The sequence below is a fragment of the Allobosea sp. GW822-FHT03F07 genome (assembly GCF_058801345.1).
In genome coordinates this window covers 686,134-700,765 of record NZ_JBXAND010000001.1, presented here as the reverse complement: position 1 = coordinate 700,765, position 14,632 = coordinate 686,134, and the positions used below count along the sequence as shown (strand labels likewise).

Genomic DNA, 14,632 nt, shown 5'->3' with positions numbered 1-14,632 from the left:
CGTGGAAATCCGTAGCGACTCCATTCCGCCAGAAAAAGTGAATAATACTTGTCCATAGATACAGTTTTGCTAATCATTCGGTGTAGCCAAAACGGGATCGGACGATGGACCTCGCGCGATTGCGGGCGCTGCGCGAATTATCGTTCCGCCGGACCATGGCGGCGGTCGCCGAGACGCTTCATGTCTCGCCATCGGCCGTATCGCAGCAGATCGCCTTGCTCGAGGACGAGGTCGGCGTCGCCCTGGTCGAGCGTCGCGGCCGCGGCGTCCACCTGACCCCGGCCGGCCGGCACCTCGTTGAGCGGGCGGAACGCATCTTCGCGGAAGTGGAGTCGGCCCGCGCCGAGATCGCCGAGCTCAAGAAGCAGATCGCCGGCGAAATCCGCGTCTCGGCCTTTCCCTCCGTCGCCGCTGCGCTGATACCCGCCACGGTGCGCGAGTTGCTGCGGCTTCACCCCCAGTTGACGGTTCAGTTCGACGAGATGGAGCCGGCCGAGAGCCTCGCAGCTCTCAGGAGCTGGCAGACCGACATCGCGATCATCGACGATCTCAACGTCCCCACCGGTGCGCTCGATCCCAATGTCGAGACGATCCCGCTGATGGAGGATGTCTTCAACGTCATGCTGCCGAAGCAGCACGCGCTCGCCGGCGGCGCGACCGTGACCTTGCAGGAACTCCGCGACGAACGCTGGGCGATCGATACCGCCTCGGACACCTATACGCGGATGCTGGCCGCCGCCTGCCAGGCCGCCGGCTTCAACCCTCATATCGTCGCGCGCTGCCGCGGCTTCGAGGTCACGGTCGCGCTGATCCGCGAGGGCTGCGGCATCTCGATGCTGCCGGGACTCCGCGCCAGCCACCATCTCCAGGACGTCTGGGTCTGCCAGCTCGTCCCCGAGATCCGGCGCCGCATCTCGCTGGCCTTCCGCAAGGGGGAGAAGCGCAGCCCCGCCTTGCAGGCCTTCATGCGAGAGATCGGGGCGCAGGCCGCGGCGAGCCGGCCTGCGCCGGCCTGAGGCGCGGCGCTACGCGCCGACCTTCGCCAGCACGTCGGCACGCAGGAAGCGCTCTATGAACAGCATGAACAGCACCGAGGGCACGAGCAGGATCAGCGCCGTGATCGAGGCTACCTGATAGTTGCCGCCCATCGCCGCATTGTAGAGCAGCAACGGCAGCGTCGTGACCTGCGGCACGCCGACGAAGAAGGTGCCGGTGAACTCGTCGAGAGATTCCAGGAAGACGAAGATGCCGCTCGCGATGATGCCCGGCGCCGCCAGCGGCAATGTCACGGTGAAGAAGGCGCGCAAGGGCGAGGCGCCCATGTTGCGCGCGGCGAGTTCGAGATCCCTGTCGACCGCGGCGAAGGCCGCAGCCGCGATCCAGACCGAGAACACCAGCCCATGCGCGGCATGAACCAGAACGACCGCGAGCACCGTGCCGTTGATGCCGAGCTGGTAGAAGATCCGGGCGACGTTGATGTAGATCGCGACCGAGGGAAACGCCTGCGGCAGCAGGAAGGCGAGCATGAACAGCGCCCGCATCGGCAGCTTCAATCGCGCCAGCGCGTAACCGGCCGGGATCGACAGCGCGAGCGCGAGGACGACCGTCAGCACCGCGATCCAGACGCTGGTGCCGAGCGAGACCATCGCATCGCCGGTCGGCCTGAAGACCTGCTCCCAATAGCGGGTGCCATAGACGACCGGCAGCTTGTAGGGCGTGTACCAGCGCTCGGCGACGGACCAGAGCGCGAGGTTCAGCAGCGGGCCGATCAGCACGAAGGCGAAGGCGACGAGCAGCGAGACCGCGAGCACCATACGCGCGGACGAAGTGACCCGGCTCATCGCGGCGCCTCCTGCGATAGGCCGCGCTTGAGGTAGAGGATCGCGGCGCCGGCCGAGATCAGATAGGTGATGACCCCGAGCGCGTTGGCCGTCGCGTAGTCGCCATAGGCGTTGATCCGAAAGGCCATGTCGACCGTCAGCATGGTCGGCTGCGAGCCCGACACCATCATCGGCACCGACAGCACCGAGAGCATCGTCACGAAGGAGAGTACCAGCGCGACGAGCAGCGTCGGCATCACCTGCGGCAGCGCGAGTTCAAGCAGCACCCGCATCCGCGACGCCCCGAGATTGCGGCCCGCCTCCAGCGTCGCCCGGTCGATCGAGGCGAGCGCGCCCGCCAGCAGCAGCGCGACGAAGGGCGTCTGCTTCCAGACGAAGGTCGCGATGATGCCGCGCCAGTCGAGGAAGCTCACCGCCTGCAGCGGCTCGATCAGCCCCATCGAGACGAAGGTGTTGTTCATCAGGCCGTTCTTGGCGAGGAAGGTGCGCATGCACTGGGCTGCGACGATGAAGGGAATGAACAGCGGCCAGCGATAGAGCGCCTTCAGCACGCCGACGATGACGCGGTTCTCGCCGAGCGTCAGCGTGCCGGCGATCACGATGGCCGCGATCGCCGTCAACGCACAGGAGGCCACGACGATCACCACCGTGAAGACGATGTCGGTGGAATAGAGCTCGAAGGCCTTGGCGAACCATTCCAGCGTGAAGGAGCCATCCTTGGTGAAGGCCGAGACCAGCGAGAAGCAGAGCGGATACAAAAACAGCGCCGCGACCAGCATCAGGCCGGGAGCGATCAGGATCAGCGCCAGATGGCGTTGGGAGAGCATGGGCGAGCGCCGTTTGGAGGGAGGGGCGGCCCGGCAATGTGCCGGGCCGGAGGATTGCAAAGCGGAGTGGCGCTGGCTCGGAACCTCACCGTCATCCCGGACGGAGCGAAGCGGAGCTCCGGGATCCATCGTAGGGAACTGCGCTCTACGATGGATCCCGGAGCGACGCCGCTGCGCGGCTTGTCTGGGATGACGCGTGTTTCCGAGCTAAAGCGACCTCAGTTCGAGACCTTCTTCTCGTAGCCCTCGAGGATGTCGTTGAAGTAGGGCGCGATCGGGAAGGGCTTGCCGTTCTTGGCGAGGTCGGCCGGGGTGACGTCGGTGAAGAGCTTGTCCCAGGCCGCCTTGTCGAGCTTGCCCTCGAGGTTCTTCGCATCGATGCCCGGATACCAGTTGAACTTCTTGACGATGCCGTCGGCCTGGACCTGCGGCGAGGTCGCGAGCGCGATGAAGGCCTCGGCCAGCTTCTTCTGGGCCGACTTCTCCGGCACGGCGTAATACATGGGCTGGCCGGGCATGCCGGGCGAGACGAGCTTCAGCTTCATGTTCGGCGGCAGCTTCCCGTCGGCCTGCCAGGAATAGAACATGTCGACCCAGACCGGTCCGATCGCGATCTCGCCGCGGTTCAGCATGTCGAGCGTGCCGGCGTTGCCGGGGGTGATGACGGCATTCTTGTTGAAGTCCTTGAGATCGGCGAAGGCCTTGTCCCAGCCGGTTTTGGTGGCGGCGTCATAGGGGCCCTTCATCAGCTTGTCGGCGTCGCCGCCGAAGGCATAGACCCAGCCGGCTACGAAGGAGACGCCGGACATGCCGCCCTTGATGCCGTTGTAGCCGAACTGCTTGGGGTTCTTCTTCACCCAGTCGGCCAGTTCGGCGAAGGTCGTCGGCGGCGTCTTGACCATGTCGGCGTTGTAGGCGAGCGCCGTCTGCGACTGGAACATCGGGATGACGAAGCCCGAGACGTCGGTGCCGAGCGCGTTCCTGGCGTTGTCGCCGGTGGCGAGCTTCGCCGTCTCGACATTGCCGGTGTACTTGTTCAGCAGGCCTTCCTTGACCATCTGGCCGGCGGCCTTCTGGTGGATCACCACGACGTCGAAATCGGTCGTGGCCGCGCCCTTCTGGGCGTCGAGCTTCTCATAGATCTTCTGCGAGCCGGAATCGCCCGGGCCGGTGCCGACCGAGACGACCTTCACGCCGGGATTGGCCTTCTCGAACATCGGCCCGAGATAGTCCTTGACGTAGTCGACCATGTTCTGGTCGCCGGCCGAGGCGACATTGAGGGTCTGTGCGGAGAGCGGCGACGCCGCCATCAGCGCTGCGAGCGAACAGGCGATTGTGAGGATGCGCATGGGTCTGGCTCCGGGTTGGTTCGAAAGCTGGTTCAGGCGGCGATCCCGGCCTCGGATGCCGGGAAGATGTGGAGGCGTTGCAGCGGAATGCGCAGGCCGATGGTGCTTCCGAGTTCGTGGCGGTCGCTGTCGTCGACCGTGATCTGGCGGCCGGCGGCCTCGACGCGGTAGCGGTAGACGCCGCCGGGATAGGCCCGCGCGGCGATCCGGCCGGACACCAGCAGATCCCCGCCAGCGGCGGCGTCGGAAGCGTCGAGCCGGGCGACGTCGTCGCGGAAATAGGCGACGGCCTCGCCGGCCGGCAAAGCCTGCGCCGGCTCCGCTCCAAGCGTGGCCGAAGCATCGCCCATGGTGAGCGAGGCGCCGGCCTCCGAACGCTCGATGCGCAAGGGCAGGACATTTTCCGCCCCCATGAAATTCGCGACGAAGGCGGTCGCCGGGCGATCATATACCTCTTCCGGCGTGCCAACCTGCGCGATCCGGCCCGCCTGCATGATGACGAGCCGGTCGGCCATGGTCATGGCCTCCTCGCGGTCATGCGTGACATGGACGGCGGTCAGACCGAGCCGCTGCTGGATCGCCCGGATCTCGTGGCGCATCGTCATGCGGATCTTGGCGTCGAGGTTCGACAAGGGCTCGTCGAGCAGCAGGATGCCGGGATCGATGGCGAGCGCCCGGCCGAGCGCGACGCGCTGGCGTTGTCCGCCCGACAGGGCCGTGACCTTGCGGTCCTCATAGCCGGATAGGCCGAGCATCGCGAGCATCGCCGAGACCTTGGTCGCGATCTCGGCCCTGGAGGCGCCGCGCAGCTTCAGCCCGTAGCCGATGTTCTGCAGCACGGTCATATGCGGCCACAGCGCGTAGGACTGGAACACCATCGCCATGCCGCGCTTCTCGGGCGGCAGCCCCGCGACATCCTGGCCACCGACGACGATCGAACCGGATTCCACCGGCACGAAGCCGGAGAGCGAGCGCAGCAGCGTGGTCTTGCCGCAGCCGGACGAGCCCAGCAGGGCCGTGAAGCTGCCGGGCGTGAAGTCGATGCTGACGCCGTGCAACACGCGCGTGCCGCCATAGGCGACCTGCAGGTCGCGCACGGCGATGGCCGCGCCGCTCCGCGGCCCGCTCTGCAAATCCGTTGGCACGACGCCGTCTCCCTGGCCGCGATCTTTTCCGGATGAATGGAATGTATCTTCCATTTCCGATACGCTTGGAGCAAACATAACGCCCCGCAGCGACCGTGTGCAATAGGTTTGTGAACCTCTGATGACAGCGCCGATCCATTCCATCTGGCTGATGCCGGACGCCTCCCACGGCACCCTCTGCTCGGGCATCGTGACCGAGCTGTCCCAGCGCTTCGGCACGCCGCTCTTCACGCCGCATCTGACGGTGAGGGGCGACACGGACCTGCCTCTGCCGACGCTGGCGGCCGCCATCGCGGAAGCGGCCCGGCAGGTTGCGGCCTTCTCGGAGATCGTCGCCGGAATTGAAACGAGCGAGGCCTTCTTCCGCTCGTTCTATGCGCGCTTCGCGGTCAGCCCGCCGCTGGCGGCCCTGAAGCGGCTGCTCGAGGAACAGGCGAGCGAGCCCTTCATGCCGCATGTCTCGCTGCTCTACGGGCCGGTCGCGGCCGGGCCGAAGGCGGAAGCCGCCGCGGAGATCACGAAGCTGCTCACAGGGCGACCGATCCGTTTCGACCGGCTCTGTGTCGTCACCTCGGGCCAGGATGTGCCGATCGACCAATGGCGCATCATCGAGACGGCGATGCTGGGTTGAGACGAAGTCTCGACCAGCCTCAGAAGCGCGCCGTCATCCCGGACAAGCCGCGCAGCGGCGCCGCTCCGGGATCCATCGTAGAGCGCAGTTCCCTACGATGGATCCCGGAGTTCCGCTTCGCCGCATCCGGGATGACGCAGTGGTTCAACAGCCGATCACAGGCCCCGCGGCAGCGCCTCGAGGAACCGCGCCGGCTCGCCCTGCGCCGGCGTCACGATCTGCGCCTCCCACATCACCTTCTGGCCGCGCACGAAGGTGCCGACCGGCCAGCCGGTGACGGTGACGCCGTCATAGGGCGTCCAGCCGCATTTCGAAGCGCCCCAGGCATTGGTGATGGTCTCACGGCGCTTCAGGTCGACGATGGTCAAATCGGCGTCGTATCCGGCTGCGATCCGGCCCTTGCCCTCCAGCCCGAAGATGCGCTGCGGGCCATGGCTCGACAGGTCGACGAAGCGCTCCAGCGAAAGCCGCCCGGCATTCACATGGTCGAGCATGATCGGCACGAGCGTCTGCACGCCCGGCATGCCGGAATGGCTGGCAGGATAGGCGTGGTGCTTCTCCTCATGGGTGTGCGGCGCGTGGTCCGAGCCGAGCACGTCGACGATGCCCTGCTCGACGCCCCACCAGATGCGCTGGCGGTGGCTGTCGTCGCGGATCGGCGGGTTCATCTGGGCATAGGTGCCGAGGCGTTCGTAGCAGTCGGGCGCGACCAGCGTCAGATGGTTCGGCAGCACCTCGACGGTGGCGACGTCCTTGTGGTCCCTGAGGAACAGCATCTCGTCGCCGGTGGAGATGTGCAGGATATGCACCCGCGCCCCCGTCTCGCGCGCGATCCTGACCAGCCGCTTCGTGCAGGTCAGCGCGACCTCCGGTGAACGCCAGACCGGATGGCTCGCCGGATCGCCCTCGACGCGCAGCGGCATGCGCTCGCGCAGCATGCCCTCATCCTCGGAGTGGAAGGCGGCGCGCCGGCGCGTGCGCTTCAGGATCTCGCTGACACCCTTGTCGTCCTCGACCAGCAGGTCGCCGGTGGAGGAGCCCATGAACACCTTGATGCCGGCGGCGCCGGGCAGTCGTTCCAGCTCCGGCACGTCCTTGACGTTCTCATGCGTGCCGCCGACCCAGAAGGCGAAGTCGCAATGCATGCGATGCTTGCCGCGCCGGATCTTGTCGGCGAGCGCCTCCGGCGTCACCGTCTGCGGAATGGTGTTGGGCATCTCGAAGACGGTGGTGACGCCGCCGAGCACCGCCGCGCGCGAGCCCGTCTCCAGATCCTCCTTGTGGTCGAGGCCGGGCTCGCGGAAATGCACCTGGCTGTCGATCACGCCGGGCAGGATGTGCAGGCCCGTGCAATCCACCACTTCGCCGGCCGAGGCGCGAGACAGGTCGCCCAGCGCCATGATCTTGCCGCCGGTGATGCCAAGGTCGCGCTGCACGCGCCCGTCATGATTCACGACGGTGCCGCCCTTGAGGATGACGTCGAAGGTTTGCGGCATGGCGGGTCTCCGGGTTGGGGGCGGTCTTGCTGAAGGAACCGCGCCGTCATCCCGGACAAGCCGCGAAGCGGCGCCGATCCGGGATCCATGCCGGAACGGTTCAGGCATGGATCCCGGATCTCCGCTTCGCTGCGTCCGGGATGACGGCGCGGTTGAACGGATCGAAGGGAGTTAGCGGAAAGAGCGCGCGGAGGCGAGTTGAGAACACGGCTCGATACGCCTACCTATCGCCTCGACCTTCGAATCCGGATCGGAGCCCCGTCCATGCCCGCCACCCATCTGGTCGATCGCGGCGTCATCCGCGTCAGCGGCGAGGATGCGCGCGACTTCCTCCAGAACATCGTCACCAACGACATGGATGCGGTCACGGTCGACCGAGCCGGCTATGGCGCGCTGCTGACACCGCAAGGCAAGATCATCGGCGATTTTCTCGTGGTCGCGGTGCCGGAGGAGGACCGCGGCGGCTTTCTCCTCGATGTGCCGCTCCTGCAGGTGCCCGATCTGATGAAACGGCTGAAGCTCTACAAGCTGCGCGCCAAGGTCGCGCTCGATGATCTCAGCGAGATCGCGGCCGTCGTCGCCTCGAGCGGCGGTTTCTCGCTGCCTGACGAGGCCGGCCTCGTCTATGCCGATCCGCGCTTGCCGGCGCTCGGCGAGCGCGCGATCACCGACCGCAACGATGTCGCTTCGGTCGCCGGCGCGGCAGCCGATGCGTACCACGCCCGGCGCATTACGCTGGGCGTCCCCGATGGCGGCAGGGATTTCGCCTATGGCGACACCTTCCCGCATGAGGCGCTGCTCGACCAGCTCGGCGGCATTTCCTTCAAGAAGGGCTGCTATATCGGCCAGGAGGTGGTGTCGCGCATGCAGCATCGCGGCACGGCGCGCACCCGTGTCGTGCCGATCGTCTTCACCGAGGGCATCGCGGCCGAGACGGGCTCGGAAGCGACCGCGGGCGGCAAGACGCTGGGCAAGGTCGGCTCCGCCGCCAATGGTCGTGCCCTTGCCATGCTGCGGCTCGACCGCGTCGCGGATGCGCTGGCGGCGGGAGAACCGCTGCTCGGCGGCGGGCTCGCCTTCACCCTGGCCAAGCCCGACTTCATCCGCTTCCCCTTCCCCGGCGAAGCCGGCTTCGGAGCCGCCACATGAGCGAGGCAGTGCCGGCAAGCGAGGCAAAGACCTTGAGCGAAGAGCGCATCGCCATCCAGGGGCCGGACGGCAAATTCCGCTGCCGCTGGCCGGGCACCGACCCGCTCTACCTCGCTTATCACGACACCGAATGGGGCGTGCCGGAATACGACTCCCGCGCGCTCTGGGAGAAGCTGATCCTCGATGGCTTCCAGGCCGGCCTGTCCTGGATCACGATCCTCAGGAAGCGCGACGCCTTTCGCGCCGGCTTTGCCGGCTTCGAGCCGGAGGCGGTCGCCCGCTTCGGTGAGGCCGATGTGCAGCGGCTGCTGGCCGATCCCGGCATCATCCGCCATCGCGGCAAGATCGAGGGGACGATCAGGAGCGCGCGCGCCTATCTAGCCGTCAGCGAACGCGAGTCCTTCGCCGATTTCCTCTGGAAGCATCTCGACGGCCGCGTGCTGCAGAACAGCTTTCGCTCGCAGAGCGAGGTGCCAACGCAGACGAAACTCTCCGAGGCGATGGCGAAGGAACTGAAGAAGGCCGGCTTCACCTTCTGCGGCCCGACCATCGTCTACGCCTTCATGGAGGCCTGCGGACTGGTCAACGACCATCTCACAGGCTGCTTCCGCTGGCAGGAATGCGCCGCGCTGGCGCGCGACGTGCGGCCGGCATGACCCAGAATCTCCACCTCTCAGCCCTCATCCTGAGGAGCCGCGGAGCGGCGTCTCGAAGGATGGTCGAGGAGGCTCCGGAACCATCTGGATCATCCTTCGAGACGCGCTCCTGCGAAGCGCTCCTCAGGATGAGGGCTCGTGGGATGAGCGCTTCGATCGAGGCAGCCTGAGCATGGCCCGCGCTCCCGCCCCGCCCCGCGCCTGGCAGCGCATGCTGTCCGGCCGCCGGCTCGACCTGCTCGACCCCTCGCCGCTCGATGTCGAGATCGAGGACATTGCCCATGGCCTCGCCCGCGTCGCGCGCTGGAACGGCCAGACGCAAGGGCCGCATTCCTTTTCGGTCGCCCAGCACAGCCTGCTGGTCGAGGCGATCGCCGATCATCTCAACCCCGGCTGGTCCGATGCCTGGCGGCTGATGGCGCTGCTGCACGATGCGCCGGAATACGTCATCGGCGACATGATCTCGCCCTTCAAGGTCGTGATGGGCGATGCCTACAAGGCGGTGGAGACGAGGCTGCTCGGCGCGATCCATCTGCGCTTCGGCCTGCCCGCTGCGCCGCCGGCCCTGCTCAAGCGCAAGACCAAGGAAGCCGACACCATCGCCGCCTTCCTCGAGGCGACCGAACTCGCGGGTTTCGAACGCGAGGAGGCGCTGCGCTTCTTCGGCCGCCCGCAGGCGCTGCCGCGCAATGTCACCGCCCTGCTCGCGCCGCTCGACACGCAAGCCGCGCAGGATCGCTTCCTCGAACGCTTCACCACGCTCGCCGGGTAAGGTCGCCCGCTTCCTTGAGCGCGCGCCGATCAGGTTGATTCGACCTGATCGGCTCCGGCGCTAGTGCGAGAGATGCGCCTTCGACACGATGCGCTGGAACAGAGCCGTCATCGCCTCGGAGATGCCCTGACTCGGACTGACCTCGAAGAACAGGCCCGGCGATGCGCAAGCTTCCATTTTCTTCGGAATTTCCGACTGGAACGGCTTGATCCAGGTATTGTACCAATTGTCGGATGGCAGCGGCAGATAAGTCGTATAGAGCACGGCGATCTTGATGCCCTTGCTCTTGATCGCATCGCAATACTGGATGTTGATCGGCTCCTGGCAGCGCGTGCTGCCGGAGAGCTTCTTCGAACAGGCGCTCTTGCTGCTCGCGTAGTCGGCGACGCCGTCCGAAACGAAATACATCACCCTTTGCGGATCGGTTCGGCTCGAACCATCCCTGGAAGTCGGGATGATGTCCTTGATATCCTGCAGCGCCTTGTTGAAATCAGTGCACTGGTCGGCGTTGAAGCCGTCATAGGGGATCGTCATCAGGTCAATCGCATTTGCCGAGGTTTTCGCCGCGGCGAGATCGCTGGTGACCGCCTGTATCTCGGTCAATTTCTTGCCGTCGCAGGATGGGCCGAGCGTGTACGTCGCCATGCGATACTGCAGAGGCAGCGTCGCCGTCGACTTAGCCGTGTCCATCAACTCCTGCGAGGCCTTCCGAACGACGTCGATCCGCATCTGGACGCCGATCTGCTTCGCCTTCTTGTAGAAATTGTTGGGGTTGCTGAGATCGTGGCAGGCAAAGGCGCATTGCCGGACGGACTTGGTCGCCGCTTCCATCTTCGCGATATCGGCTGTCGTCGCCGCCACGCCCATCGACGGTGAATTGTCCAACAGCAGGTAGAAATCGATGAAGGGAGCGCGCGCGCCCGCTGCCTCGGCGGTCGATGCCAGAGTCATGGACGGGACGAACATCGACATCAGCGTCGTCGGGAAATCGCCGCGATAGGTCACCTTGACGGTGCGGCTCAGCCCGACATTGGTGACCTCGACCTCGCGGATCGAGAGCATAGACCTGTACTCGGCCGCATTGGTGTCGAAAACCTTTTCGGCGTCCGCCTTGGCCTCGGCCACCGTCTTCAGCATCGCCACCTGCGAAACCGCCGCCAGTGCCGCGCTGTCGGCAGCGGCGTTGAGACGCGCGCGCGCCGCCGTGGCACGGCTGTAATCGATGACGACGCCGGCCGCGCTGATCAGCGGCACCAGCGCGAAAGCGAACATCAGCGCCACATTGCCACGCCGGTCCCTCGCGAAGGACTTGGTGATCTGCTTCAGCTTCGCGTGGCCGTTCATAGCCTGATGCCTCGGTGTGCGCCTTACCTTTCGTGATCCTTGAGAATCGGACCTTACGAATCCATGAAATCGGTGCCTGAATTCAGGCCTCACCTTCAATTCGGTAAAAATTTTACGCTCGTGCGACCATCGGATCCGGGCCATTGTCCCGAATCCACAAGCAGCAAGCCGCGCAGACGCACTTCCTCGAATGTTTCGCCGGCTCAATGCGTCAGGCGCACCTGGCTGATCTCGCGCGCGATCTGCTGGAACACCGGGGTTAGCTGCGAGGCGCTGCTGACCTCGTAATACATGCTCGCATCGCTGGCGCAGTTCTGCAGCAGGGTCCGGTCGCCATTGATCACGCGCACGGTGTAAACCCTGATGCCGGCATCCTTCGCCGTCTGGCAGGCGAGCTTCGTGCGCTCATCGATCGCGGCGCCGTTGCTCGTGAAACGGTTCTGCGTGTTTTCGCCATCTGTCAGCAGGATCATGTATTTGTTCAGCCGCGGCGTCGCGAAGGGGCGCGCCTGCGTGAAAGGCACGCCCGGCGTCAGAGTCGCCATGCCCCAGATCGCACCGATCGTGACGTTGGTATTGCCGACCGGAGTCATGCCGTTGATCGAGGTCTTCAGGGCCGCCCAGTCCGCTGTCAGCGGCAGGATCGGCGCCAGAGTCGACTGCGCGCAGAAATCGGCCGGGTACAGCGTCCCGTAGGCGAGGATGGTCTCGTTGTCCTTGACGTCGTTGGGCTGGTCGCGATCGCTGACGCAGCCCGTCCAGGTGGATTTGGTGATCGTCTGCTTGTTCCAGCCACTGCCTTTGGTCTGGTCGAAGCGCAACCAGGTCTCGTCCTTGAAGCTGGTCGCGATCTTGACCTGCGTGGCGAAGGGCACGATCGAGACCTTGATCTGGTCGGTCTCCGTCGTCGCATCCTTCATGATGTCGATCAGGTTGGTCGCCGCCGTCTTCAGCGCATCCATTTTGCCGGACGACGCCATCGACCCGGTATTGTCGAGCGCCAGCGCCAACTCGATCGTGTTCGTGCCCCAGGTCGACTGCGACTTGCTGCTGATCGTCATGGCGTCCTTGCCGAGCACCCGCGTCAGGCTGGTGTCGACGTTGAGCTTCGCCTCGATGGCGATCGTGCGCGCCGTGCGGTCGATCACCGTGGTCGCGCTCGTGAAGCCCTTCGCGGCATCGCCATGTAGATTCGCCACGATCCACTTGTCGATCCGGCTGCGCAGCTCGGCATCCGAGAGCTTGGCTGCATCGCGCGCCGCCATCAGCGCCGCCGAATCGACCGCGGCGTTGAGCACTTGGCGCGCCGAGGTGGCACGCGAATAGTCGATGGTGGCGCCGGTCAGCCCGATCACGGGCACCAGCGCGAAGCCGAACATGACGAGGACATTGCCGCGTTCTTCGGAACGCAGCGCACGCAGACGCTTCAGCAGCCAGCCTCGCAGAGCCATTGCCTGATCCCCCCTGGTGACAACTCCAGCCTCCAAGCACGCGCCCGCGGGGCTTGCACGGGGCTGAAATCAATCTGTCAAATTGTTTGCAAGCCTCCGATTTGCCGATTTTTCAGACATTTTCGTATCGATTTGTCTCGAACGCGGCCGCAGCCTCGCAGCCGGCGCGCTCGATTATTTCCAATTTTGCAAAGGTGATCTCGCTCTTTTCCGGATTTCGAGAAACCCGCTTTCGCCGCATAACCGTCGCAGTCTCGCAGATGGCACCGCGTCGAAAGGAAACGGTCATGTCGCAGCCTTCCCACACCTTGCCCAAGGCCCTCACCCTTCCCAAGGGCGTCGTCGTCAAGGGCGCCATCGCCGACCGCTATGACGAGGTGCTGAGCCATGACGCGCTCGCCTTCGTGGCCGAGCTGCAGCGCCGCTTCAACGAGACGAGGAAGCGCCTGCTCTCGCTGCGCGCCGAGCGCCAGAAGCGCTTCGACGCCGGCGAGACGCCCGATTTCCTGGCCGAGACCCGCCATATCCGCGAAGGCGACTGGAAGGTTGCGCCGATCCCGGCCGATCTGCTCGACCGTCGCGTCGAGATCACCGGCCCCGTCGACCGCAAGATGATCGTCAACGCGCTGAACTCCGGCGCGAAGGTCTTCATGGCCGATTTCGAGGACGCCTCCTCGCCGGTCTGGGCCAACATGGTCGAGGGCCAGATCAACCTCCGGGATCGCTGGGCCAACCGGATCGACTTCACTGAGCCGACCACCGGCAAGGCCTACAAGCTCGGGCCGAAGCCCGCCGTGCTGATCATCCGCCCGCGCGGCTGGCACCTGCCGGAAGCCCATATCGAGATCGACGGCGAGATCGCCTCGGGCTCGCTGGTCGATTTCGGCCTCTATCTCTTCCACAACGCCAAGGCGGCGCTGGCGGCGGGCTCGGGCCCCTATTTCTACCTGCCGAAGCTCGAGAGCCACCTCGAGGCACGGCTCTGGAACGATGTCTTCGTCGCCGCCCAGAACGCGCTCGGCCTCAAGACCGGCACGATCAAGGCGACCGTCCTGATCGAGACGCTGCCAGCCGCCTTCGAGATGGACGAGATCCTGTACGAGCTGCGCGACCACATGGCCGGCCTCAATTGCGGCCGCTGGGACTACATCTTTTCCTTCATCAAGAAGCTCGCCCGCAACCCGGCCTATGTCCTGCCCGACCGTTCGCAGGTCGTCATGACCAAGGCCTTCCTCAACGCCTATTCGCTGCTGCTGATCAAGACCTGCCACCGCCGGGGCGCCTTCGCCATGGGCGGCATGGCCGCGCAGATCCCGGTCAAGAACAACCCGGAAGCCAATGCGGCGGCCTTCGCCAAGGTCAAGGCCGACAAGGAGCGCGAGGCCGGCAACGGCCATGACGGCACCTGGGTCGCCCATCCCGACCTCGTCCCCGTCGCTATGGAGGTCTTCGACCGGCTGATGCCGCAGCCGAACCAGCTCGACAAGAAGCGCGAGGACGTGAATGTCGGCACGAAGGACCTGCTGCAGGTCCATGAGGGCACGCGCTCGGAGGAAGGCTTCCGCGAGAACATCCGCGTCGGCGTGCAATATCTCGAAGCCTGGCTGCGCGGCCGCGGCGCCGTGCCGATCTACAACATGATGGAGGACGCCGCGACGGCCGAGATCAGCCGCGCCCAGATCTGGCAGTTCGTCAGCTACGGCGTCGAGGTCGACGGCAAGACCAAGGTCACGCCCGAACTGTTCAAGCGCTGCCTCGCCGAGGAGATGGAGCGGGTGAAGGGCGAAGTCGGCGCCGAGAACTACGCCAAGGGCCGCTTCCCGGAAGCGATCGAGCTGTTCTCGAAGCTGTCGCTGGCGCCGGAATTCGAGGATTTCCTCACCGTGCCGGCTTACGGGAAGCTGGGCTGAAAGCGACATCGACCGGCGCCACCTCGGAGTGGCGCCGGGTTTCCTCGCCGCGCATCGACGC

At 65.7% G+C, this 14,632-nt stretch carries 14 protein-coding genes; 6 read left to right on the top strand and 8 right to left on the bottom strand.

Translation table 11 applies throughout. The annotated features are described in order from the left end of the window. Positions 1-104: 104 nt before the first annotated feature. Positions 105-1,016: a LysR substrate-binding domain-containing protein gene (locus AC1RMY_RS03365; RefSeq protein WP_492862528.1), complete on the top strand. Its 912-nt coding sequence runs from the start codon at positions 105-107 to the stop codon at positions 1,014-1,016. A gap of 9 nt (positions 1,017-1,025) precedes the next feature. Here AC1RMY_RS03365 and AC1RMY_RS03360 read toward each other — a convergent pair whose 3' ends face one another. The 4 genes from AC1RMY_RS03360 to AC1RMY_RS03345 form a co-directional block, all read right to left on the bottom strand. Then, entirely contained in the window at positions 1,026-1,841 is an 816-nt protein-coding gene (locus AC1RMY_RS03360) for an ABC transporter permease (RefSeq protein ID WP_492862527.1), read from the bottom strand. Continuing rightward, positions 1,838-2,668 carry an ABC transporter permease gene (locus AC1RMY_RS03355; RefSeq protein WP_492862526.1) on the bottom strand — a complete coding sequence of 277 codons (831 nt, stop codon included), beginning with the start codon at positions 2,666-2,668 and terminating at the stop codon, positions 1,838-1,840. The genes AC1RMY_RS03360 and AC1RMY_RS03355 overlap by 4 nt, the downstream gene beginning before the upstream one ends. A 218-nt stretch (positions 2,669-2,886) precedes the next feature. Further along, positions 2,887-4,017 carry an ABC transporter substrate-binding protein gene (locus AC1RMY_RS03350; protein WP_492862525.1) on the bottom strand — a complete coding sequence of 377 codons (1,131 nt, stop codon included), beginning with the start codon at positions 4,015-4,017 and terminating at the stop codon, positions 2,887-2,889. A 32-nt stretch (positions 4,018-4,049) separates the two neighbouring features. Beyond that, positions 4,050-5,162 (bottom strand): ABC transporter ATP-binding protein, encoded by a 1,113-nt coding sequence (locus AC1RMY_RS03345; RefSeq protein WP_492862524.1) that lies wholly within the window; start codon positions 5,160-5,162, stop codon positions 4,050-4,052. 121 nt (positions 5,163-5,283) lie between these two features. On the opposite strand from AC1RMY_RS03345, the gene AC1RMY_RS03340 reads away from it, so the two are divergent. Beyond that, positions 5,284-5,793 carry a 2'-5' RNA ligase family protein gene (locus AC1RMY_RS03340; RefSeq protein ID WP_492862523.1) on the top strand — a complete coding sequence of 170 codons (510 nt, stop codon included), beginning with the start codon at positions 5,284-5,286 and terminating at the stop codon, positions 5,791-5,793. 155 nt (positions 5,794-5,948) lie between these two features. Here the strand turns inward: AC1RMY_RS03340 and AC1RMY_RS03335 are convergent, their stop codons facing one another. Further along, a complete protein-coding gene (locus tag AC1RMY_RS03335) occupies positions 5,949-7,289 on the bottom strand; it encodes a dihydroorotase (RefSeq protein WP_492862522.1) in 1,341 nt (446 codons plus the stop codon). A 264-nt stretch (positions 7,290-7,553) separates the two neighbouring features. Between AC1RMY_RS03335 and ygfZ the strand changes: the two genes are divergently transcribed. The 3 genes from ygfZ to AC1RMY_RS03320 all read left to right on the top strand — a co-directional run bounded on the left by ygfZ (position 7,554) and on the right by AC1RMY_RS03320 (position 9,866). After that, positions 7,554-8,438, top strand: coding sequence for a CAF17-like 4Fe-4S cluster assembly/insertion protein YgfZ (gene ygfZ, locus AC1RMY_RS03330; protein ID WP_492862521.1), 885 nt, complete (start codon positions 7,554-7,556; stop codon positions 8,436-8,438). Next, positions 8,435-9,094, top strand: a complete 660-nt coding sequence (locus AC1RMY_RS03325; RefSeq protein ID WP_492862520.1) for a DNA-3-methyladenine glycosylase I — start codon at positions 8,435-8,437, stop codon at positions 9,092-9,094. Before ygfZ ends, AC1RMY_RS03325 begins: the two co-directional genes overlap by 4 nt. A gap of 172 nt (positions 9,095-9,266) precedes the next feature. Next, on the top strand, positions 9,267-9,866 hold the full coding sequence (locus AC1RMY_RS03320) for a YfbR-like 5'-deoxynucleotidase (protein ID WP_492862519.1): 600 nt from the start codon (positions 9,267-9,269) through the stop codon (positions 9,864-9,866). 60 nt (positions 9,867-9,926) lie between these two features. On the opposite strand, the gene AC1RMY_RS03315 is transcribed toward AC1RMY_RS03320, so the two are convergent. The 3 genes from AC1RMY_RS03315 to AC1RMY_RS03305 all read right to left on the bottom strand — a co-directional run bounded on the left by AC1RMY_RS03315 (position 9,927) and on the right by AC1RMY_RS03305 (position 12,950). Beyond that, positions 9,927-11,210: a TadE/TadG family type IV pilus assembly protein gene (locus AC1RMY_RS03315; RefSeq protein ID WP_492862518.1), complete on the bottom strand. Its 1,284-nt coding sequence runs from the start codon at positions 11,208-11,210 to the stop codon at positions 9,927-9,929. A gap of 203 nt (positions 11,211-11,413) precedes the next feature. Beyond that, entirely contained in the window at positions 11,414-12,661 is a 1,248-nt protein-coding gene (locus AC1RMY_RS03310; RefSeq protein ID WP_492862517.1) for a vWA domain-containing protein, read from the bottom strand. A 112-nt stretch (positions 12,662-12,773) separates the two neighbouring features. Beyond that, on the bottom strand, positions 12,774-12,950 hold the full coding sequence (locus tag AC1RMY_RS03305) for a hypothetical protein (protein WP_492862516.1): 177 nt from the start codon (positions 12,948-12,950) through the stop codon (positions 12,774-12,776). Here AC1RMY_RS03305 and aceB point away from each other — a divergent pair. Continuing rightward, on the top strand, positions 12,949-14,571 hold the full coding sequence (gene aceB / locus AC1RMY_RS03300; RefSeq protein WP_492862515.1) for a malate synthase A: 1,623 nt from the start codon (positions 12,949-12,951) through the stop codon (positions 14,569-14,571). The genes AC1RMY_RS03305 and aceB overlap by 2 nt on opposite strands. The last annotated feature ends 61 nt before the right edge of the window (positions 14,572-14,632 follow it).